The organism is Prevotella sp. oral taxon 299 str. F0039, from assembly GCF_000163055.2.
Classification (GTDB): Bacteria; Bacteroidota; Bacteroidia; order Bacteroidales; family Bacteroidaceae; genus Prevotella.
Genome location: NC_022111.1, coordinates 484906 through 502748, shown reverse-complemented (window position 1 = coordinate 502748; position 17843 = coordinate 484906). Strand labels below are relative to the sequence as shown.

At 30.8% G+C, this 17843-nt stretch carries 17 protein-coding genes and 1 tRNA gene; 1 reads left to right on the top strand and 17 read right to left on the bottom strand.

Translation table 11 applies throughout. The features are described 5' to 3' along the window. Positions 1–84: 84 nt before the first annotated feature. The 17 genes from HMPREF0669_RS05030 to HMPREF0669_RS04950 form a co-directional block, all read right to left on the bottom strand. Positions 85–1149 carry a glycosyltransferase family 4 protein gene (locus HMPREF0669_RS05030; protein WP_009227443.1) on the bottom strand — a complete coding sequence of 355 codons (1065 nt, stop codon included), beginning with the start codon at positions 1147–1149 and terminating at the stop codon, positions 85–87. Then, positions 1134–2132, bottom strand: a complete 999-nt coding sequence (locus tag HMPREF0669_RS05025; RefSeq protein WP_009227442.1) for an acyltransferase family protein — start codon at positions 2130–2132, stop codon at positions 1134–1136. The genes HMPREF0669_RS05030 and HMPREF0669_RS05025 overlap by 16 nt, the downstream gene beginning before the upstream one ends. A 28-nt stretch (positions 2133–2160) precedes the next feature. Further along, positions 2161–2772, bottom strand: coding sequence for a serine O-acetyltransferase (locus HMPREF0669_RS05020; RefSeq protein ID WP_020967194.1), 612 nt, complete (start codon positions 2770–2772; stop codon positions 2161–2163). Between the two features lie 10 nt (positions 2773–2782). Next, the gene (locus tag HMPREF0669_RS05015; protein WP_156860561.1) at positions 2783–3775 is read right to left on the bottom strand and encodes a glycosyltransferase family 2 protein; all 993 of its coding nucleotides are present in this window, start codon (positions 3773–3775) and stop codon (positions 2783–2785) included. Beyond that, on the bottom strand, positions 3765–4841 hold the full coding sequence (locus HMPREF0669_RS05010) for a glycosyltransferase family 4 protein (RefSeq protein WP_009227439.1): 1077 nt from the start codon (positions 4839–4841) through the stop codon (positions 3765–3767). Before HMPREF0669_RS05010 ends, HMPREF0669_RS05015 begins: the two co-directional genes overlap by 11 nt. 27 nt (positions 4842–4868) lie before the next feature. Then, the gene (locus HMPREF0669_RS05005; protein ID WP_009227438.1) at positions 4869–5930 is read right to left on the bottom strand and encodes an EpsG family protein; all 1062 of its coding nucleotides are present in this window, start codon (positions 5928–5930) and stop codon (positions 4869–4871) included. Positions 5931–5937: 7 nt separating this feature from the next. After that, positions 5938–6912, bottom strand: coding sequence for a glycosyltransferase (locus HMPREF0669_RS05000; protein ID WP_009227437.1), 975 nt, complete (start codon positions 6910–6912; stop codon positions 5938–5940). A gap of 145 nt (positions 6913–7057) precedes the next feature. Then, positions 7058–8029: a glycosyltransferase gene (locus HMPREF0669_RS04995; protein ID WP_009227436.1), complete on the bottom strand. Its 972-nt coding sequence runs from the start codon at positions 8027–8029 to the stop codon at positions 7058–7060. Beyond that, a complete protein-coding gene (locus HMPREF0669_RS04990) occupies positions 8010–8834 on the bottom strand; it encodes a DUF4422 domain-containing protein (protein ID WP_009227435.1) in 825 nt (274 codons plus the stop codon). Before HMPREF0669_RS04990 ends, HMPREF0669_RS04995 begins: the two co-directional genes overlap by 20 nt. Continuing rightward, positions 8827–9837 carry a glycosyltransferase family 2 protein gene (locus HMPREF0669_RS04985; RefSeq protein WP_009227434.1) on the bottom strand — a complete coding sequence of 337 codons (1011 nt, stop codon included), beginning with the start codon at positions 9835–9837 and terminating at the stop codon, positions 8827–8829. The genes HMPREF0669_RS04990 and HMPREF0669_RS04985 overlap by 8 nt, the downstream gene beginning before the upstream one ends. Before the next feature lie 6 nt (positions 9838–9843). Beyond that, a complete protein-coding gene (locus HMPREF0669_RS04980) occupies positions 9844–10272 on the bottom strand; it encodes an adenylyltransferase/cytidyltransferase family protein (RefSeq protein ID WP_009227433.1) in 429 nt (142 codons plus the stop codon). Beyond that, complete coding sequence (locus HMPREF0669_RS04975; protein WP_020967193.1) at positions 10262–11260, bottom strand: phosphatidylinositol-specific phospholipase C/glycerophosphodiester phosphodiesterase family protein; 999 nt, start codon at positions 11258–11260, stop codon at positions 10262–10264. Before HMPREF0669_RS04975 ends, HMPREF0669_RS04980 begins: the two co-directional genes overlap by 11 nt. Then, positions 11250–12179, bottom strand: a complete 930-nt coding sequence (locus HMPREF0669_RS04970) for a phosphorylcholine transferase LicD (protein ID WP_009227431.1) — start codon at positions 12177–12179, stop codon at positions 11250–11252. The genes HMPREF0669_RS04975 and HMPREF0669_RS04970 overlap by 11 nt, the downstream gene beginning before the upstream one ends. Then, positions 12176–13615, bottom strand: coding sequence for an oligosaccharide flippase family protein (locus tag HMPREF0669_RS04965; RefSeq protein ID WP_009227430.1), 1440 nt, complete (start codon positions 13613–13615; stop codon positions 12176–12178). Before HMPREF0669_RS04965 ends, HMPREF0669_RS04970 begins: the two co-directional genes overlap by 4 nt. 1 nt (position 13616) lies before the next feature. Next, positions 13617–14753, bottom strand: coding sequence for a UDP-galactopyranose mutase (glf, locus tag HMPREF0669_RS04960; protein ID WP_009227429.1), 1137 nt, complete (start codon positions 14751–14753; stop codon positions 13617–13619). 511 nt (positions 14754–15264) lie between these two features. Further along, a tRNA-Pro gene (locus HMPREF0669_RS04955) sits at positions 15265–15337 on the bottom strand. A gap of 77 nt (positions 15338–15414) precedes the next feature. Then, a complete protein-coding gene (locus tag HMPREF0669_RS04950; RefSeq protein ID WP_009227428.1) occupies positions 15415–16602 on the bottom strand; it encodes an aminotransferase class I/II-fold pyridoxal phosphate-dependent enzyme in 1188 nt (395 codons plus the stop codon). A 206-nt stretch (positions 16603–16808) separates the two neighbouring features. Between HMPREF0669_RS04950 and HMPREF0669_RS04945 the strand changes: the two genes are divergently transcribed. Further along, positions 16809–17837, top strand: coding sequence for a diacylglycerol kinase family protein (locus HMPREF0669_RS04945; RefSeq protein ID WP_009227427.1), 1029 nt, complete (start codon positions 16809–16811; stop codon positions 17835–17837). The last annotated feature ends 6 nt before the right edge of the window (positions 17838–17843 follow it).

The following is a 17843-nucleotide window of genomic DNA, read 5'->3' as shown; positions in this document are numbered from 1 at the left end:
AGTTTTTTAGTATCTATCTGTTTAATGAAAAACTTTTATAGACAGCAATAACCTGATATCAATTTTATATCAATTTTTATTTCCTTATTTATTTCTCTCATTATCTTCTTCCCCATAAAGAGCCTGATAAGTTTTGTAAAATTCTGTTGGAGAGAAAGTTGATTCAAACTTATATTGAGCATTAACACCAATGTCGGGATGTTTTTCTGCGTGTAATATGGCCTTAGCTAACTGCTCATGATATGGCATTTCAAAGGTTATTATTTCTTTATCGCTGAAACATTCTGTGATAATAGGTAAGCGAGAACACACTATGGGCTTAACATAGAACATTGCTTCGAGTAGAGATAAAGAGAATCCCTCTGATCTACTTGGTATTACAAATATATCATAATGTGGCAAATAACGATGAGCTTGATATTTAGAACCTGCAAAAAACACTCTATTCGCCACTTCTAAATGTTCTGATTGCTTCTTAAAACGCTCATATTCTTTACCTTCTCCTACTATAAAAAGTTTGAATCTAGAAGGCAAAAGAGCCAATGCTTGCAACATAACATCTATTCCCTTTCGCTTTAATAACACACAATTCATACCCAAAAGAACAGACTTTTGCTTAAATTTTTGCAACGTTTCTAACTCTGAAGCTGTAAGAGCTATAGGCTGAATATCGCGTGTATTATAAGCATAATGCAGCTTTTTCTTTGGAAGAAATGTACTATAATAATGCATCATGTGCTTACTTAAACATACAATGCTATCAAATTGGCGTGCCAAAAACAAATAGAGAACGCCCATTGCCATACCTTTCAAGGGAGAATAGGAATCTAAAAAATCTGCCCAACAATAACAATGTAGTGTTGTTAAAAGCTTTATTTTATGGTTACTACAGCTTTTTATTTGTTTCTTATGTCGATAAACCCATAGCATTGGCGCAAGTCCATGAGCATGAATAATATCAGCTTGAAACACCTCATCACATATCTGACGTGTTTCGCAAGCATATTTCATGGGTTTATCGGTAGACTTTAGATAAAACAAAACACACTTATTTCCATGTTGAACGAATTGGTTTATAAGGTCGGAAACGACGTTATTCACACCCGACTGCCCTAAATGATTCACAACATAGGCTATTTTTTGTTCCATAAACTAAGAGCTGAAGATGTTATTTTATATGCAATAAATGATAATAGAATATTAAGACACAACACACTTGTAATCAATAAATAAATATTCTCTATCCCTATTTTTGTAATTATCAAGATAGTTACACCTTGAAACAAATACATTTCGTAACTAATAGACGAAAAGAACTTAATAAGTTTATTTTTCTTTAACGCCGTTATTCGTGTAAATAAAGTAATAAACGCTACAACATAAAAAGGCACTCCAATAACTCCAAATCCTTTAAATAAAGGTTTCTGCTCAATATAAGATACAGAAATAAGTCCTAAAACAATAAAGGAGATCGCATAAATCTTTTTGTAAGAAGCTATTTCTAAGCATTTCTTTTCATTCTGTTTCATTGCTATTCCTACTATAAAAGCATAATTACTGGTGTAAAGATGGCTGTTATGAGAGTTACGAATAACAAGGGCAAAGAGGGTAAAGAAAATAAAGAGAAATAATAAAAAATAATTATTATTCCTAAATAAGTTGCGAGTGAGATAATAACAAATATAGATTCCCACTAAAATTGTTATAAACCAAGTGTATGGAAGTAAGAGTTGAGCATCAATAAAACCACCAGTAGCTAAATAATGAAATGGTTTATTATAAAAATGATATACTAAAACGAGATAAAAAATAGTTGGAAGAATAAAGGGAATAAATATCTTTTTAAGTCGATCAGGTAATCTTCTAATCTGCACTTTATGCTGATTATATTGATACTCTAAGCCATAACCACTCATAAAAAAGAATAAACCAACAACATAAGGACCAGTAAAACGGAAATCAGAGATTATAGTTTGAGGCACTTCAAACGATAAATGATGAATAATAATGATAAAAGGTAGTACTGCTTTTAAGATGTTTACTTTATTCAAAGTAAACTCATGGGGTATGAATGTTGTATTTTTAAAGCAATAAGATAAATATAAAGTAAAGAAAGAAAATGTAAATATCATAAACAGAAAAGCACTTTTTTAATATTTTCTACAACACACTAAATAACCATGGCGTTCCTGTATAACGCGCAGAACAATTCTCTTTTATCACTCTTGCAGGATTTCCTACTACTGTAGAATTAGCTGGAACACTCTTAGTCACAACACTTCCATTCCCAATAGTACAATTACTGCCTATTGTTATATCCTCTATAAGCGAAACATTGGGCGCCATATACACGTTATCTCCTATATAAGCTGCATGTATATGATTAGCTCCAATAGTGGTAAAGTGGCTAATTGTTACGTTATTACCAATGATCGCAGAATGATTAACCACAATAGATAAAGGATGACCAATATATAACCCAAAGCCAATACGTGTAGTAGACGGAATTAAGAGTCCATATTTAAACATATTACGTCGATGAATTAGTTTTGCTATGAGCCATAAAATATTTTTCTTTTTATAAGAGGCTATGCGCAACCAGAATAAGAACCAAAAACTTGGCTCTACAAAAATTAAGGTTAAGACGCCAATGATAGTAGCAAAAGAACCCTTCATTCTGTAATAATCACTTTGTATAAAGGTCCAAATATCTTTATAGTTCTCTGCTACAGGCATGTGAATATTCACCTCGTTTATATAGTCGTATTTCATAAAACAGATTTCAAGTATTTAAAGCATTTCTTCTCAGTTTATTAAGAACTTTATTTATGAATTTAGGAGATAAACTATCTATACAACAAAGCATAACTCCTGGAATAAAACATAATAAAGTTAAAGATAAAGGAATTTTACTTATAATCACAGAACGTTTTTCTTTTGTACTTAAAGCAAAACGATAATAGTTAATAGAGTTTTTGATAATATCCTTTTGCACCTTATATCCTTCACTTTTTTTTCTCCTCAATACATTTATATAATGCGAATAAGTTAACATAGTTCCCTTAGGGTTGTTACGTAAAACATTTGTAAGATTTGAGGTTATACTCACTTCATTATATTCTCGCACATAAATAGCTGTAGGAATATAAAGCGCATTATAATGTTCAGCAATGCTATTCCACATCAAAGACTCCAAGCAAAACTTCTCATTTTCTATTTCTATCATTGGATATTCTATAAGCACAGAACGCTTCACCACTTCTAAACGATCTCCCAATGCCTTATCTTTTATTCTATAATCTATAAAATTTGAAATGGTAGGTATGCTATATGGATGATAACCTACGATGCGATTATTACCAAATTGAGTTAAGAAACACACCGCACAAAGCTGTGAATTATTCTCAAGAACCTGTTTATGGGCCATCACTTGCTCAATAGCAGTAGGCAAAAGATAGTCGTCTGGATCTAAACGAAGTATTAAATAACCTTTCGACTCTCTCACTCCAAGATTAAAAGTTCTATTTAATCCTTCGTTTTTTTTATGAATAACACGAATAGGAAAAAGAGATGTTTTAAATTCATCTACAATCTTTTGAGTGTTATCTGTGCTACCATCGTTCACAATAAGCCACTCAAAATTAAAACAAGTTTGTGCCTTTAAACTCTCAAATGTTCGTTCTATAGTTGCACCCTTATTATATGCAGGACTTAAAATAGTTATATAAGGAAGTTCATCCATACCTTTATTCTTATGTTTTTTACTATTGAACATGATTTAATAGTTCTTCCCATTTTTGTATAATTACAGAAGGTAAGAAACGTTTTGAACTATGTATTGCTTGTTGTTGCACTGCTTTTCGTTGAGAAGGATTAGAAATCATCTTATCAAGTGCGATTGTTAAAGATTCAACACTATTTGTTTCGCATAACAGTCCATCATAATTATGAGTAATAATTTCAGCTTGTCGCCCCTTATGATTTGTAGAAACACAAGCACAACCTTGACTCATTGCTTCTATTAATACAAGTCCAAAACCTTCATATCGACTACTTAATACAAAGATTTCAGCATCTTTATATATCTTTTCCATATCAGTTCTAAAACCTAAAAGATGAACTTGTTGTTCTATCTGTTCATCTTTTATCATTTTATTGATAAGCTTTTGTTCCTCTTCACTACCCTGCCCTGCAATTTCTAATACCCATTCTGGATATTTAGAAGCAACTTTAGACCATGCTTTTATTAAGACATCAAATCCTTTTATGTACCAATCTTCTAATCTACCTGCAGCAATTATCTTCTTTTTCTTTATAGGTAAAGCATTTAAAGGTTGCAAAGAAAGAGGATTAGGTAAAACCCATACTTCTGAAAATCTATTGTTTATAACGTTTTTATCTACTTGTGTTAATACCGTAGTATATTTATATAACCTATTTAGATAAAACTTTCTAAAATATTCTTTTAAAGAAAATCTCTCCCCTTCAATGGGTTCAAAAGCATCATGTAGAGAATTTATAACAGGAATATTAGTTCCTAAAGTACCAATACGTGCTCGTAAAGCACACGCCCACATAATACCAATAACACAATGAGGTTGCGTTTGTTTTATTATTTGGCGCACTGAAATAAATGATTGAAACCATTTTATAAGCTTATTCTTCGATTTATTAAATAAAGAATAAGTCTTAATTTCAGGTAAAAGGACATACGAAGTTATATTAAGATTCGATATTATACTCACCTGATGTCCTCTTTTTACAAATTCATTAGCCAACATTATTGCAACATGTTCTGCTCCTCCATAGGACAAACGAGGGGTAATAATAATAATATTCATAGCTAGTTTGTTTTGTTTATTTTCTTATTATCCCTGTTCCATCATTGTTATAGCCGCTTGGTACTTGCTTACAAAGAAGTAAATAAATACAAAGCCAAGTACAAAATAATATATAACACGATATTTTTTAGAAATAGATTGACCAATAAAAGGAAGTATAAACATTTCTACTGTTGCAAACATGGTGGAAGTTCTACCACTTAATGCCGTATAATTACAAAACAATATAAGTGTAAGTGTAGAATATAAATAAGCCATTTGCAAAAGTTTATAATGTGGCGTTAGCCGTTTAATAGCTTTTCCTTTAAAGGTGAAATACAAAAGAATTGCTAACTGAAAATAAATCATTGGATTAGCAAGTCCTAATGCTGCTTCTTTATATTCTCCACGAGTATATACTGAATAACTTAAATCTTTACTATACGAATCTACATAACCAGAAATTTCTCCTGTAAAGGTTTGAGATAATACAAAAGTAGAAGCAATACTTATTATTACAATCTTTTTATTTAATGGTAATTTATATAAGAAATAAAGTGGAACTGCTATCAAAGCCATTGTATGAAATTGATAAGCAAGAAATACAACTGCAAAATATTTAAGTGGTTTTCGTTTGTAAATATTGTCGATTGCAAATATTATAAGCAATATAGCAAGCGACGAACGCATTTGTGTAAAGTCTCTATTTAACAAAAATCGAGCAATGTAATCGCACAACCCTAGCAAAGGTAGAAGACAATATTTAGTTAACGATTTGTAAAGAAGATACATAGAAAGAGCTCCCATACTAAATAAATAGAAACGAGAGTCATTATATACAAACTTAACAAACGATGCTAAATAAAAATAACCCTTTTCTGCATAACCAAAAGGCTTCTCATTAAAAGTTATATCAAATAAGTTTGGGGCCCTTTCAAATGCTAATATATATATTCCTTCATCAGGCCATCCTTCTCTTAATGTAATACATAATACCAAGAAAGATAATGTAAAAAACAACATTTTCTTTTGCTTAGAAATACTTAACTGTGTTTTTGTTATAGCAATAAGATAAAAAACCACCAATAAAAGTGTGTAAAGAAAAGCCATATTGTTTTTATTTTGTTTTTCTAAAAAAGCGATTTACTATTTTTATTATAGGCTGATAAAATCCCAAGCATGCAAAGAAAACTAATATATTACGAAGAAAAGGTTCTTGACAGAATAAAATATAAAACCTGTCTTTATAAAAATAATATTTAAATTGCTTAGAAGTAATAAATCTTTCTCCACCTAAAAATGCTCTATATCCCATAAACATTGCCCATCTTTTACATGCCAATACTTGCGCAGAAGTATTATTTTTTAATAAATCATCAAAAGTTTTTCTAACATGCAAATCTTGTTTAAAAATATTTTCATTATAACGTAAAGAAAGAGAATTATTCGACTTATCATAAACATAATGATAATAGGCTTGTGGCACATAAGATACCTTTATGGGGGTTAAGAGTAACGATGAAACCACAAAAAGATCTTCACCATATGTTATTTCGTGTGGAAAAGAAATGGAGTATTGCGAATATAGCTCATGCCTAATGAGCTTATTACACATAGAACCATTCAACCGTGTGAACATTTCTTTAAGTATTACCTCATAATCCATACTGCTTGGTTCTTGTTTGCAATACCCGCACTTATTTTCTATATCTCTATAAAAGTCGCATATCACCATATCTGCATTCTCTAAAACAGCCTTCTGGTATAAATCTGCTAACATATTAGGTTCAACCCAATCGTCGGGATCAGCATGAATACTATATTTTCCATGCGCATTATCTATTCCTAATTGCCTTGCCGACGATACCCCACCATTTAATTGATGGAAAACACGGACACGACTATCTACCAGTTGATATTCATCGCATACCTTTGCACTATTATCAGTGCTTCCATCGTCAATTAAAAGTACCTCAAATTGCTTAAAGGTTTGTGCCAATAAGCTATCAACACACTTACGCAAAGTGTGTTCTGAGTTATATATTGGAACTATAATACTAATAAGTGGGGCACTATTTCCTAAGTTTTGCATATATTTTTATTTTAGGTCTTATATAAATAATAATGTTATATTACACTATAGCGTAGCTAAAAATTAATATTTATAATATAGAAACCAATGATTTAATGCCTTTTGTCATTTCAATACAAAAATATAAAGAAAAGACATATTATTTTTATTTTGTCTTTCTAAAAAAACGATTTACTATTTTTATTATAGGCTGATAAAATCCTAGACATGCAAAGATAACTAATATTTTATGAAGAAAAGGTAGATCACTGCATAAAATATACGATTTATCTTTATAGAAAAGAGATTTATATTGTCCAGAGCTAATAAATTTTTCTCCTCCTAAAAAAGCTCTATAAGCTGTACTTGTTGCAAATCGTTTACATGCCAATGCTTGTACAGAGGTATTTTTTAATAAATCATGAAAAACTTTTTTAAGATATAAATCTTGCTCTAATGCTTTCTCATTATAACGTAAAGAAAGAGAATTATGTTGTTTATCACGAACATAATGATAATAGGCTTGTGGCACATAAGACACTTTTATAGGTTTCAAGAGTAAAGATGCAACAATAAAAAGGTCTTCACAAAATGTTATTTCTTGTGGGAAATAAATTTTATAACGAGAATATAACTCATTCTTAATAAACTTATTCCATGTAGAACCATGTAAACGAGTAAACATTTCTTTCAGTATTACTTCATTATCCATAACACTTGGTTTTTGTTTGCAATACTCTTCCTTTCTATAATCGTTAATATAAAAGTCGCATATCACCATATCTGCACTCTCAGAAATAGCCTTCTGGTATAAATCTGCTAACATATTAGGTTCAACCCAATCGTCAGGGTCGGCATGAATACTATATTTTCCATGCGCATTATCTATTCCTAATTGCCTTGCCGACGATACCCCACCATTTAATTGATGGAAAACACGGACACGACTATCTTGCAATTGATATTCATTGCATATCTTTGCACTATTATCAGTGCTTCCATCATTAATTAAAAGCACCTCGAATTGCTTAAAGGTTTGTGCCAATAAGCTATCAACACACTTATGTAAAGTGTGTTCTGAGTTATATATTGGAACTATAACGCTAATAAGTGGTCCACTATTTTCTAAATTTTGCATATATCTTTTCTGCTCCAGCTACAATAATTTGCAATCCCATTGCTTGCATATATATACGAACTTTATCTATCAATGTTTCTCGTTTATTGATAAAACAAACAGGTTTATATGCCACTGTTAGTTGTTTTTTACGCATCCACACATTAAGAAGATATTCCGAAAAATAACCCATTTCTCGTGCAGAAACATTAAAAGGAGAATTTCTTAGGTTTTGTTCTACATCGAATAAAATCGCAAATAACCATTCACAATACTCATTAAAAAGAGTTTTTTTGCATGCCATAATATTTCCATAGCTCATAGTTGGAGTAATAAACTCTTGTTCAAAAGCTTCTAAATATTCTGGGAATAATCGTGCAATACTTGGTTTTACAAGTCTATAAAAACAGAATTCGGGTATATCTTCTTTAATTGTAAAATAACCACATCTTTCTCCATACTTTTTTGTAGGAGGCGTTAAGACCACGTCTACCTTATTTAATAAGTTTAAATAGTCTTGTTCTTTTAATATAATATTGTTCGGTTGAAGAGCAAAGTGCCTATGAGCAAGAAAACGACGATAATGTACAAAACCAATATAGTCTATATCATTAACATGTTTCCATAAATAATATAATCCTGTTAGTTCACAATATATATCGTTTTTTGCTGATATATTATCACTATTTTCATTATCTTTTAATGCAGCATCTATATACACTTCGGGGTGAAGGTCTGCTCCGACATGAATAAACCTGTAACAGCTATCACCATACAACTTAGCCTTTTTATGAGTTGCTACAAATATTTTAATTTTATTATTCATAGGATTTTTGTATTGCAGTTACTATGTTGATAATTAGTTTATAAAAAGGAAAAGGAAGCATTTTATAAAGTTTCATTTTTTTCGATTGTTGATAGTCAATAATCATCGTATCTAAATATTCTTTCCACTTAGCCAATTGTTTCCTTGCCTCAAAATAAGGAAGGCAAGAAAGACGTTCAAAATGTTGCATAATCATGGTATTAAAAACCTGATACACTTTATCTCTTTTATTTTTAGATAAATGCTTTTCATATAAAACAATGAAATTGTGTTGAGATTTTATTATATTGTAAAAATGATAATATTGTTTTTTTATATTTTTAGGAGATGTGGTTTGATTCTCATATCCCCAAATATAATTATAAATTAATATGTCATAAAAACAAATTGTTTTACTAATAATAATAGGAACAATAAACAAAATAGCATCATCATATGACTGTTTCTCTAAGAAAAGTGGAAGTAATGGTTTTAACAATGCTGTTTTATAAGTGCAATAATGAAAGTTTGTTAAAGATTCACTTCCTTTAATATCATTCCAAATTATATTTTCTGCATCATATTCAACTCCCTCTTGCAAGCTATCAGAAAAACAAATATTCTTTATAACACATAAATCCTTGGCATTTAAATGTACAGCATTCGTAAAAATAAGATCACTATTCGAAGATCTTAATTTACCTAAAAAAGCTATAAAATTCTCATTATCAAACCAATCATCACTATCAAGAAAACGCACATACTTTCCTTTTGCAATTTTAAGTCCTAAATTCCATGCCGATCCATGACCTCCATTTTCTTTATCAATCACTTTTATAAACTCAGGAAATTGTAACTCATATTCCTTTGCAATAAGTGCAGAATTATCTGGAGTTCCATCATTTATAATTATAACTTCTAAATCTCTATAATATTCTGCGGGTATAATGATTGACTCAATACATCTTCTAATATATTTTTCAACATTATATACAGGGATTATTATTGTCAATAACTTTTCCATTAATATTTATTTTTTATTATATAAAAGTTCAGATAAAAGAGTTGAAGACACCCCGTCAGTATGAGGAAGAAATACAACTTCAACCCCAACAGAATTTAAATTTTCGATTATTTTATCATACATAGCTGTTCCCTGCCAGTCACTCCCATGAAACATTATATCAAAATGCAATTCATTCCAAGCATCCAGTTTATTCATTGTGATTTGAGGAACAACTTTGTCCACATACCTTATGGATTCAACAATAGCCTTTCTTTCTGAGAAATTCACAATCGGTGTTTTATTTTTATATGCTTTTACAACCTCATCTGTAGAAACTCCTACAATCAAATAATCACATTTTTCTTTTGCTCGTTTTAGTATATTAAGGTGGCCTACATGAAACATATCAAAAACACCTGTAGTATATCCTATTATTTTCTTCTTACTTTCCATATTTCACTAAATTCCAATCTTTCTCATATAACCAATTTGTGCATGCACCTGAATACCCTTTCTTATAATATTCTTGCATATCTGAGATATAATCTACGACAGCAACATAAACATGAATACCCTTACTTTTAATTTGATTTACCCCCTTATCATTTACATAACACAAAGATAAATTTACAACATGAATATTCTTCTTTATACAAAATTCAATAAGTTCGGTATAATTATTTGGAGAAACATAATGCTGACGAATTGTTACATTCTTGAAAGGGTATATTTTCATTATCTTATCATATAAATCGTAAGTATATATATTTACAATAATTCTATCTAAAACATTTTTCTTATTCAACCGAATAGCTTCATTAACAAGATATTGATATGACTTAATAGGGTCGTCTTTCATATCAGGTGCTATATAAGCCTCTTTATTTTTATCAAGAAAAACAATTAATTTTTTTATGTCCATAGGTGTATATTGTCTATATATAGGCTTAGACATAAATGTTTTATAATTCATTCTATTAGCATCTAATAAATGCTGTGTATGTCCATTTCTATCAACAAAAGAATGAGAATTAGTCATCGATATTTTTCTTTGCTCCAAGTTATCTGCCCACGAGTGACGTAATATCAACACACCATCCTTAGTAAAAGTCATATCAGAATCAAACACTCTATTTCCTTTATTGTAATTAAGTTGCATTGCTTCCAATGAATTACTATAGGTTTTTCCATCTATTCCTCCCCCCCCATGGCATATATAATGATATTTTGTATACCAAGCATTAGGTTCATCTTTAAGTAAGGGAAGAGAAGTTATATCTACATTACTTTTATGCATCATATTATATTCCTTTTTTCTCACTCTATCTTTTCTGATTTTTAGAATATAATCATTTAAGACGTCTTGCTTCTTTAAATATACGCCTGATAAAACAAATAAGGCAATCAAATATAAGAATCTTTTAAAATATTTATTTTTCATAAATGTAATATTTATATGTTCTTTCAGTATCAAAAAATACTTTTCCGTGTGTTGAGGTAGCTATTTTATAATTTTGCCAATCACCATAAAAGGTATTTAATATATTTATATAACCACAAGGAAGAGGAATTTTAAGCATTTCAAAAGGCATATATATTGCTTCTTTCAAATTTTCTCGTTTCCAAATTCTTCGTTTTTCAAAATTCCCCAATGCTAACTTTGCCACTTTTTCACTGCTTTCATCTTTACATTTAGACAATTCTTCTTCATACTTTTTATAAATTTTATGAGGATCAAAGAATGCTTTAACAAATGGATTTATTAAATAAAAAGCCAGACCTTTTAGTATTTTTTTTATTAAACTATTTGGGGTAACGTATCTTTCTTTCGTCCAATGCGAATACCTTATATATTTTTTTCTCAATAAAGATATTTCCTTACATTGTTTATCAAGATCTATTTCATTTTTAAATAAATTATCTAAAGGAAAAATATCTATAAAAATACCTTGATTAAATTTATATTTATAGTTCTTCTCAACTTCTAATATTGCTGTCGTCTCAGTATTTCTTAATTGAGCATGTCCCCTTAATGAGCCTCTATCTGTTTTTTCTGTTTGAAAAAAATATGGATGAGTAAACTCCTTTGAAGCTATTTTACATAATTTATCATAATCCTTTCTTAACATAATGATATCAATATCATCATCCCAAGGTATAAATCCCTTATGCCTAACAGCCCCTAGGATAGTTCCTGCATCAGCCCAAAAGAGAATATTATTTTTAGCACAAACATCCATAAGTTTTGCTAATAAATCTAATTCAACCGCCCATACTCGCTTCATAGTAGAAGAAATAAAAAAACCATCACGTTCCTCTTCCCTATAAAAATCTTCTGAAATATCAAGTCTTAATTTCATTTTTTCTTTCTTATTACATCCTTTATAAAAAAAAGTGGAAGAGAGTCTCTTAACAGACATAACATTACTATATAACTAATAACACCACCTATAAATAATAAAAAGACATTTATAAAGCTATTAACTCCTAAATTACTTAAAGCAAACATTATGAGATACATAAAAAAACCAGCTATTATTTTCTTCCATACAACTCTTAATAATGTTTTTAACGATAAAAAATCACCACAATTTTTCACATATAATATTGTAATAAACGTTTCTGCAGATAAAGAACTTAACACTGCACCATAACTTAAGAAACGGGGAATTAGAAACAAACTAATCAATAAATTCACACAAGAACCATAAATTAAATATTTAGAACTTTTACTCCTATATCCTGCAGGAGTAAAATAATGCGTTCCTAAACAATTACTTATACCGATAATAATAATAATGGGGCTCAACATTTGCAATAGATAAATCGTTTTTTCATAACCATCTCCTAGGAAAAGTGGTACAAAATGAGCTGCTATTCCTATCATTCCAAACATTAAACCTACACCCATAAATAAAATAAAGTCTATAGATTTATTTATTCTTTCTTTTACTTCGGCAATTTTATTTTGCCCAAATAAATAAGCAATACGCGAACCTAATACCGAGTTTAAAGATACAAAAGTTACACTCTTAGCCATATTTATCATATTGGTCGCCTGTTCATAATACCCATTTTCAACAATTAAACCTGTAATAGAACCAATCAATATCTTGTTAAGTATAGTATAAATAGATGCTGCGACCGCTGGAATAAAATAAACTATGGTTTCTTTTAGATGCGATTTTATTCTACAGAAATTTGGCTTAACCCATATAATAGTCTTTTTTAGATACAACCACATAGATAAAGAACCACCTAAAGAAGACACAACCATTAATAAGATATACTTATATAAGTCTTCTTTGCTTCTAACTACTATAAAGAGCAAAACGAATAAAAATAATTTTATTATTAAATTTCGATATACAATATAATTAAACTTTTCTATTCCTGCATAGTACCATGAAATATCAAAAAACACATTTAATATTGAACAAGTTAATATAAGATAGTACAATTGAAAGCTATCAGTAATATTTATCCATATAAACCATAAAACAAGAATAATTGATGTTGTACAGAAAAGAAGCACTTGCAACTCAATAAACAATTTACTTCTATCTACAATAGAATCTCGATTACGAGATATTTCACGCTTTCCATACGACATTATCCCCAAAGCAGCAAACATAGAAAAATATGATTGTATAGAGTTTGTATAACTATAAGTTCCAACTCCATATGCTCCTAATACTCTTGCAACATAAGGAGCTGTAAAAAAAGGAAGAATAATGCTTATTACTTCATAAGCAGTACTCAACATAATATTTTTCTTTAAACTTGTAATTTGCATTTTATACAGATGTATTTTCAAACATTCTCATTACTTTCTCTATGATAGGAGCCATATCATAATATTTATATTCTGCCAATCTTCCACCAAATATTACATCTGTTTCTTTATCGGCAAGTGCTTTATAACGAAGATAAAGTGCATTATTTTTATCATCATTAACAGGATAATAGGGTTCCATACCTGTTTTCCACTCCGTAGAATACTCTTTAGATATAACCGTTTTAGGATTCTTTTCTACCTCAGCTCCAAAATATTCAAAGTGTTTATGTTCTATAACACGAGTAAAGGGAATCTCTCTTTCAGTATAATTTACCACGGCATTGCCTTGATAGTTTGCTATTTCATGAATTTCGTGCTCAAATCTTACAGTTCGATAGTCGAGTTGTCCAAAGCAATAGTCATAATATTCATCTATTTTACCTGTAAAAACAACCTTATTTGCCATAGCATTAAAGGCATCTTTATTAGCAAAATAATCGGTATTTATTCGTACTTCTACATCTAATAACAACGCATTTATTAATTGATTATAGCCTCCTATGGGAACACCTTGATAAGTATCGTTAAAATAATTATTATCATAAACAAATCTAACGGGCAATCGTTTAATAATAAAAGGTGGCAATTCATTACACTTTCTACCCCATTGTTTTTCAGTATATCCTTTAATTAAAGCGTTATAAATGTCTTTTCCTATGAGCAATTGGGCTTGTTCTTCGAGGTTACGAGGTTCCTCTACCCCCTCTTGTTTCATTTTATTAAGTGCTTCTTGCCTTTGTTCTTCTATCTTATTTTTTGCTTCTTGCGGTGTTATAGTACCCCACATTTGGTAAAATGTATTCATGTTAAAAGGCAAATTGTAGAGCTTTCCTTTGTAGTTCGCAACTGGACTATTAGTATAACGATTGAATTTCACGAGAGAATTAACAAATTGCCACACCTTTTCGTTTTGTGTATGAAAAATATGTGCGCCATATTTATGCACGTTAATGCCTTCTGTTTGTTCGCAATAAATATTGCCTCCTGTATGTGGACGTTTATCTATTACCAAGCAACGCTTACCTTGCTTACGGGCAAAATAGGCAAAAGTAGCTCCAAAAAGTCCTGCCCCTACAATTAAATAATCGTATTTCATAGCTCAAAGATTTCTATAATCATCTACTGTCTCACCGAGTATTATCTCTAAAACTGTCGCAACTTATTTATCTTTTTCTTGGCTTTTTATATTATTTCGCAAGCGTTATACTCTTATATCTGTAAGAAAAGCGTTGAAGTTCTTGTATAAAACCAGAAAAAGCATCTAAATATCTTGCAAAAATAAAAAAAAACTAATACTGCGACCAGCAAAACGTTTATTTAACCTAAATTTAACGTGAGTTCAACGAATTATAAATGTCTGTAACTTTGCTCTCAGCAATCATTGTATGCCTTATTTATAAACAACTGAATATCAACATTATAAATGTTATAATAAATTTTACTAATTACCAAAATTACTGACATTTATAATTTGCCAAACATACATTAATTAAGAAAAATCCCCCACCTTTATCTACTGAGCCGAAAAAAAGGACAACAGATCACACCTTATTACATATAAAAAGAAAAAGAGAAACAACTTAAAAAATTGTTTCTCTTTCCTATTGTCGGGATGACAGGACTCGAACCTGCGACCACCTGGTCCCAAACCAGGTACACTACCAACTGTGCTACATCCCGCTTTGCAGAAGTGTTCCCTTATTTTTGCGTTGCAAAGGTAATATATTTTTTTTACTCCTGCAAATATTTTTTCAAAATTATTTTATTATTCCTTGTTCAACAAAGATTTTTTTCAATATTTGAACTCCACGCTCTACTTGTTCTTCTGTATGTGTAGCCATAAGTGCTAAACGAACAAGTGTGTCTTGAGGAGCACATGCTGGAGGAATAACAGGATTAATAAATACTCCGTTATCAAATGCGAGCTTTGTTACAATAAATGTTTTATCAATATCTCTCACATATAAAGGAATAATAGGACTCTCTGTATCTCCTATTTCAAAACCTTCTTCTCTAAAACGTTTTAATGCGTAATTAGTAATTTTCCAAAGGTTTGTCATTCTTTCTGGCTCAGCTTGTAGGATATGCAATGCCTCTAAAGCTGCAGCAGTTGCAGCTGGAGTATTAGATGCACTAAATATATATGAACGACAACTATGACGCAAGAAGTTAATTGTATCTTTATCTCCAGCGATGAAACCACCAATAGATGCTAAGCTCTTAGAGAAAGTTCCCATAATAAGGTCAACCTCATCAAGAAGTCCAAAATGATCACATACACCACGACCGCATTCTCCAAACACTCCAAGTGAATGTGCTTCGTCAACCATTACCGAGCAATTATACTTTTTCTTTAGACGTATAATTTCAGGAAGATTAGCCAAATCGCCTTCCATAGAGAACACTCCATCAACGACAATAAGCTTAACTGCTTCTTGAGGAAGCTTTTGCAAGATGCGTTCAAGGTCTTCCATATCGTTGTGTTTGTAGCGAAGTTGAGTTGCAAAAGACAATCTTCTTCCATCTACAATACTTGCATGGTCTCTATCATCACAAATGATATAGTCACCACGTTGTGCAACAACAGCTAAAACACCTTGATTTACAGAGAATCCAGTAGAGAAACATAATGCATCGTCTTTGCGTTCAAAGGCTGCCAATTCTTTTTCTAATTGAACGTGAAGATCAAGTGTTCCATTCAAGAAACGGCTTCCTGCACATCCAGAACCATATTTATCTAAAGCTGCTTTTGCTGCATCTATAACACGTTGATCACCTGTTAAACCTGTATAACAATTAGAACCGAACATAAGTACCTTATGTCCTTCCATCTCAACTTCTTCGCCTTGTTTGCTAGTTATAGCTCGAAAATAAGGATAAACGCCTGCCTCTATGAATTTTTGAGGCTCTCTATACGCCTTATATCTGTCTTGTAATTGTCCCATTTTAATAGGTCTATAAAACTTTTATTGATTTTTTCAGTGTGCAAAGATACAAAAAAGATGATATAAAAAGAGATTTTACTAAGAAATAATGCATAATTGCATTTTTTAGATAGAACAAAATTTACATTCCATTCGTTTTTATTACCTTTGCCAATAGGATTAAAATAGATTCTTTTACACTTAAATATTTCACCAATAGAAATAAAATGAAGAAAAAAATAGTTTTTATTATGAACCCAATTTCGGGTACAAGTAATAAAAAAGATATACCTTATTTAATAGAAGAGCTATTAGATAAGGAACAATTCGACTATTCTATTCAAGAAACAGAATACGCAGGACATGCCTATGAAATAGCAAAAGCATCTAAAGAGCAAGGCATTGATATTGTAGTTGCTATTGGTGGTGACGGAACAGTGAATGAAGTTGGACGAGCACTTGTACACTCCAACACCGCTTTAGGTATCATTCCTACAGGTTCTGGAAATGGGCTTGCACGTCATTTGCTTATCCCTATGAAGATTAAAGGGGCCATACAGGTTCTCAACGACTGTGAGATAACCGATCTCGACTATGGTATTATCAACGAACATCCTTTCTTTTGCACTTGCGGAGTGGGCTTTGACGCCTTTATTAGCGAAAAATTTGCAGAAGCAGGTAAGCGAGGTCCAATAACATACTTAGAGAATATCCTTAAAGAAGGTTTGAAATACGAACCTGAAACCTATGAGATTGAGGCAGAAAACGGAACTATTAAAAAGAAAGCTTTCCTTATTTCGTGCGCTAACGCATCGCAATATGGCAACAATGCCTATATTGCTCCACAAGCATCGATGAGCGATGGCATGATAGACGTTATTATTATGGAACCTTTCGATGCTCTCGAAGCATCACAGATAAGTATCGAAATGTTCAACAAAACACTCGACAAAAACAATAAGATAAATACTTTCAGAAGTAAAGAGATTAAAATCTACCGAAAAGCACCAGGCGTTATTCACTATGATGGCGACCCTATTGAAACAGGAAAGGAAATTATTGTTACTCTAAAAGAGAAGGGAATAAAAATACTTACCAACCCAAAAGCCGACAGAAGTTTACGACAACCTAATCAAATTCAAAATGCGGCGGCTGAGTTATTCTCGGAATTAACTCAGCTTAGAGAAGGTGTTACCAAGCAAACTCGCAATATTAAAGCCATTGGAAAAAAGATTCAACGCAAACTAAACATCTAAATCACA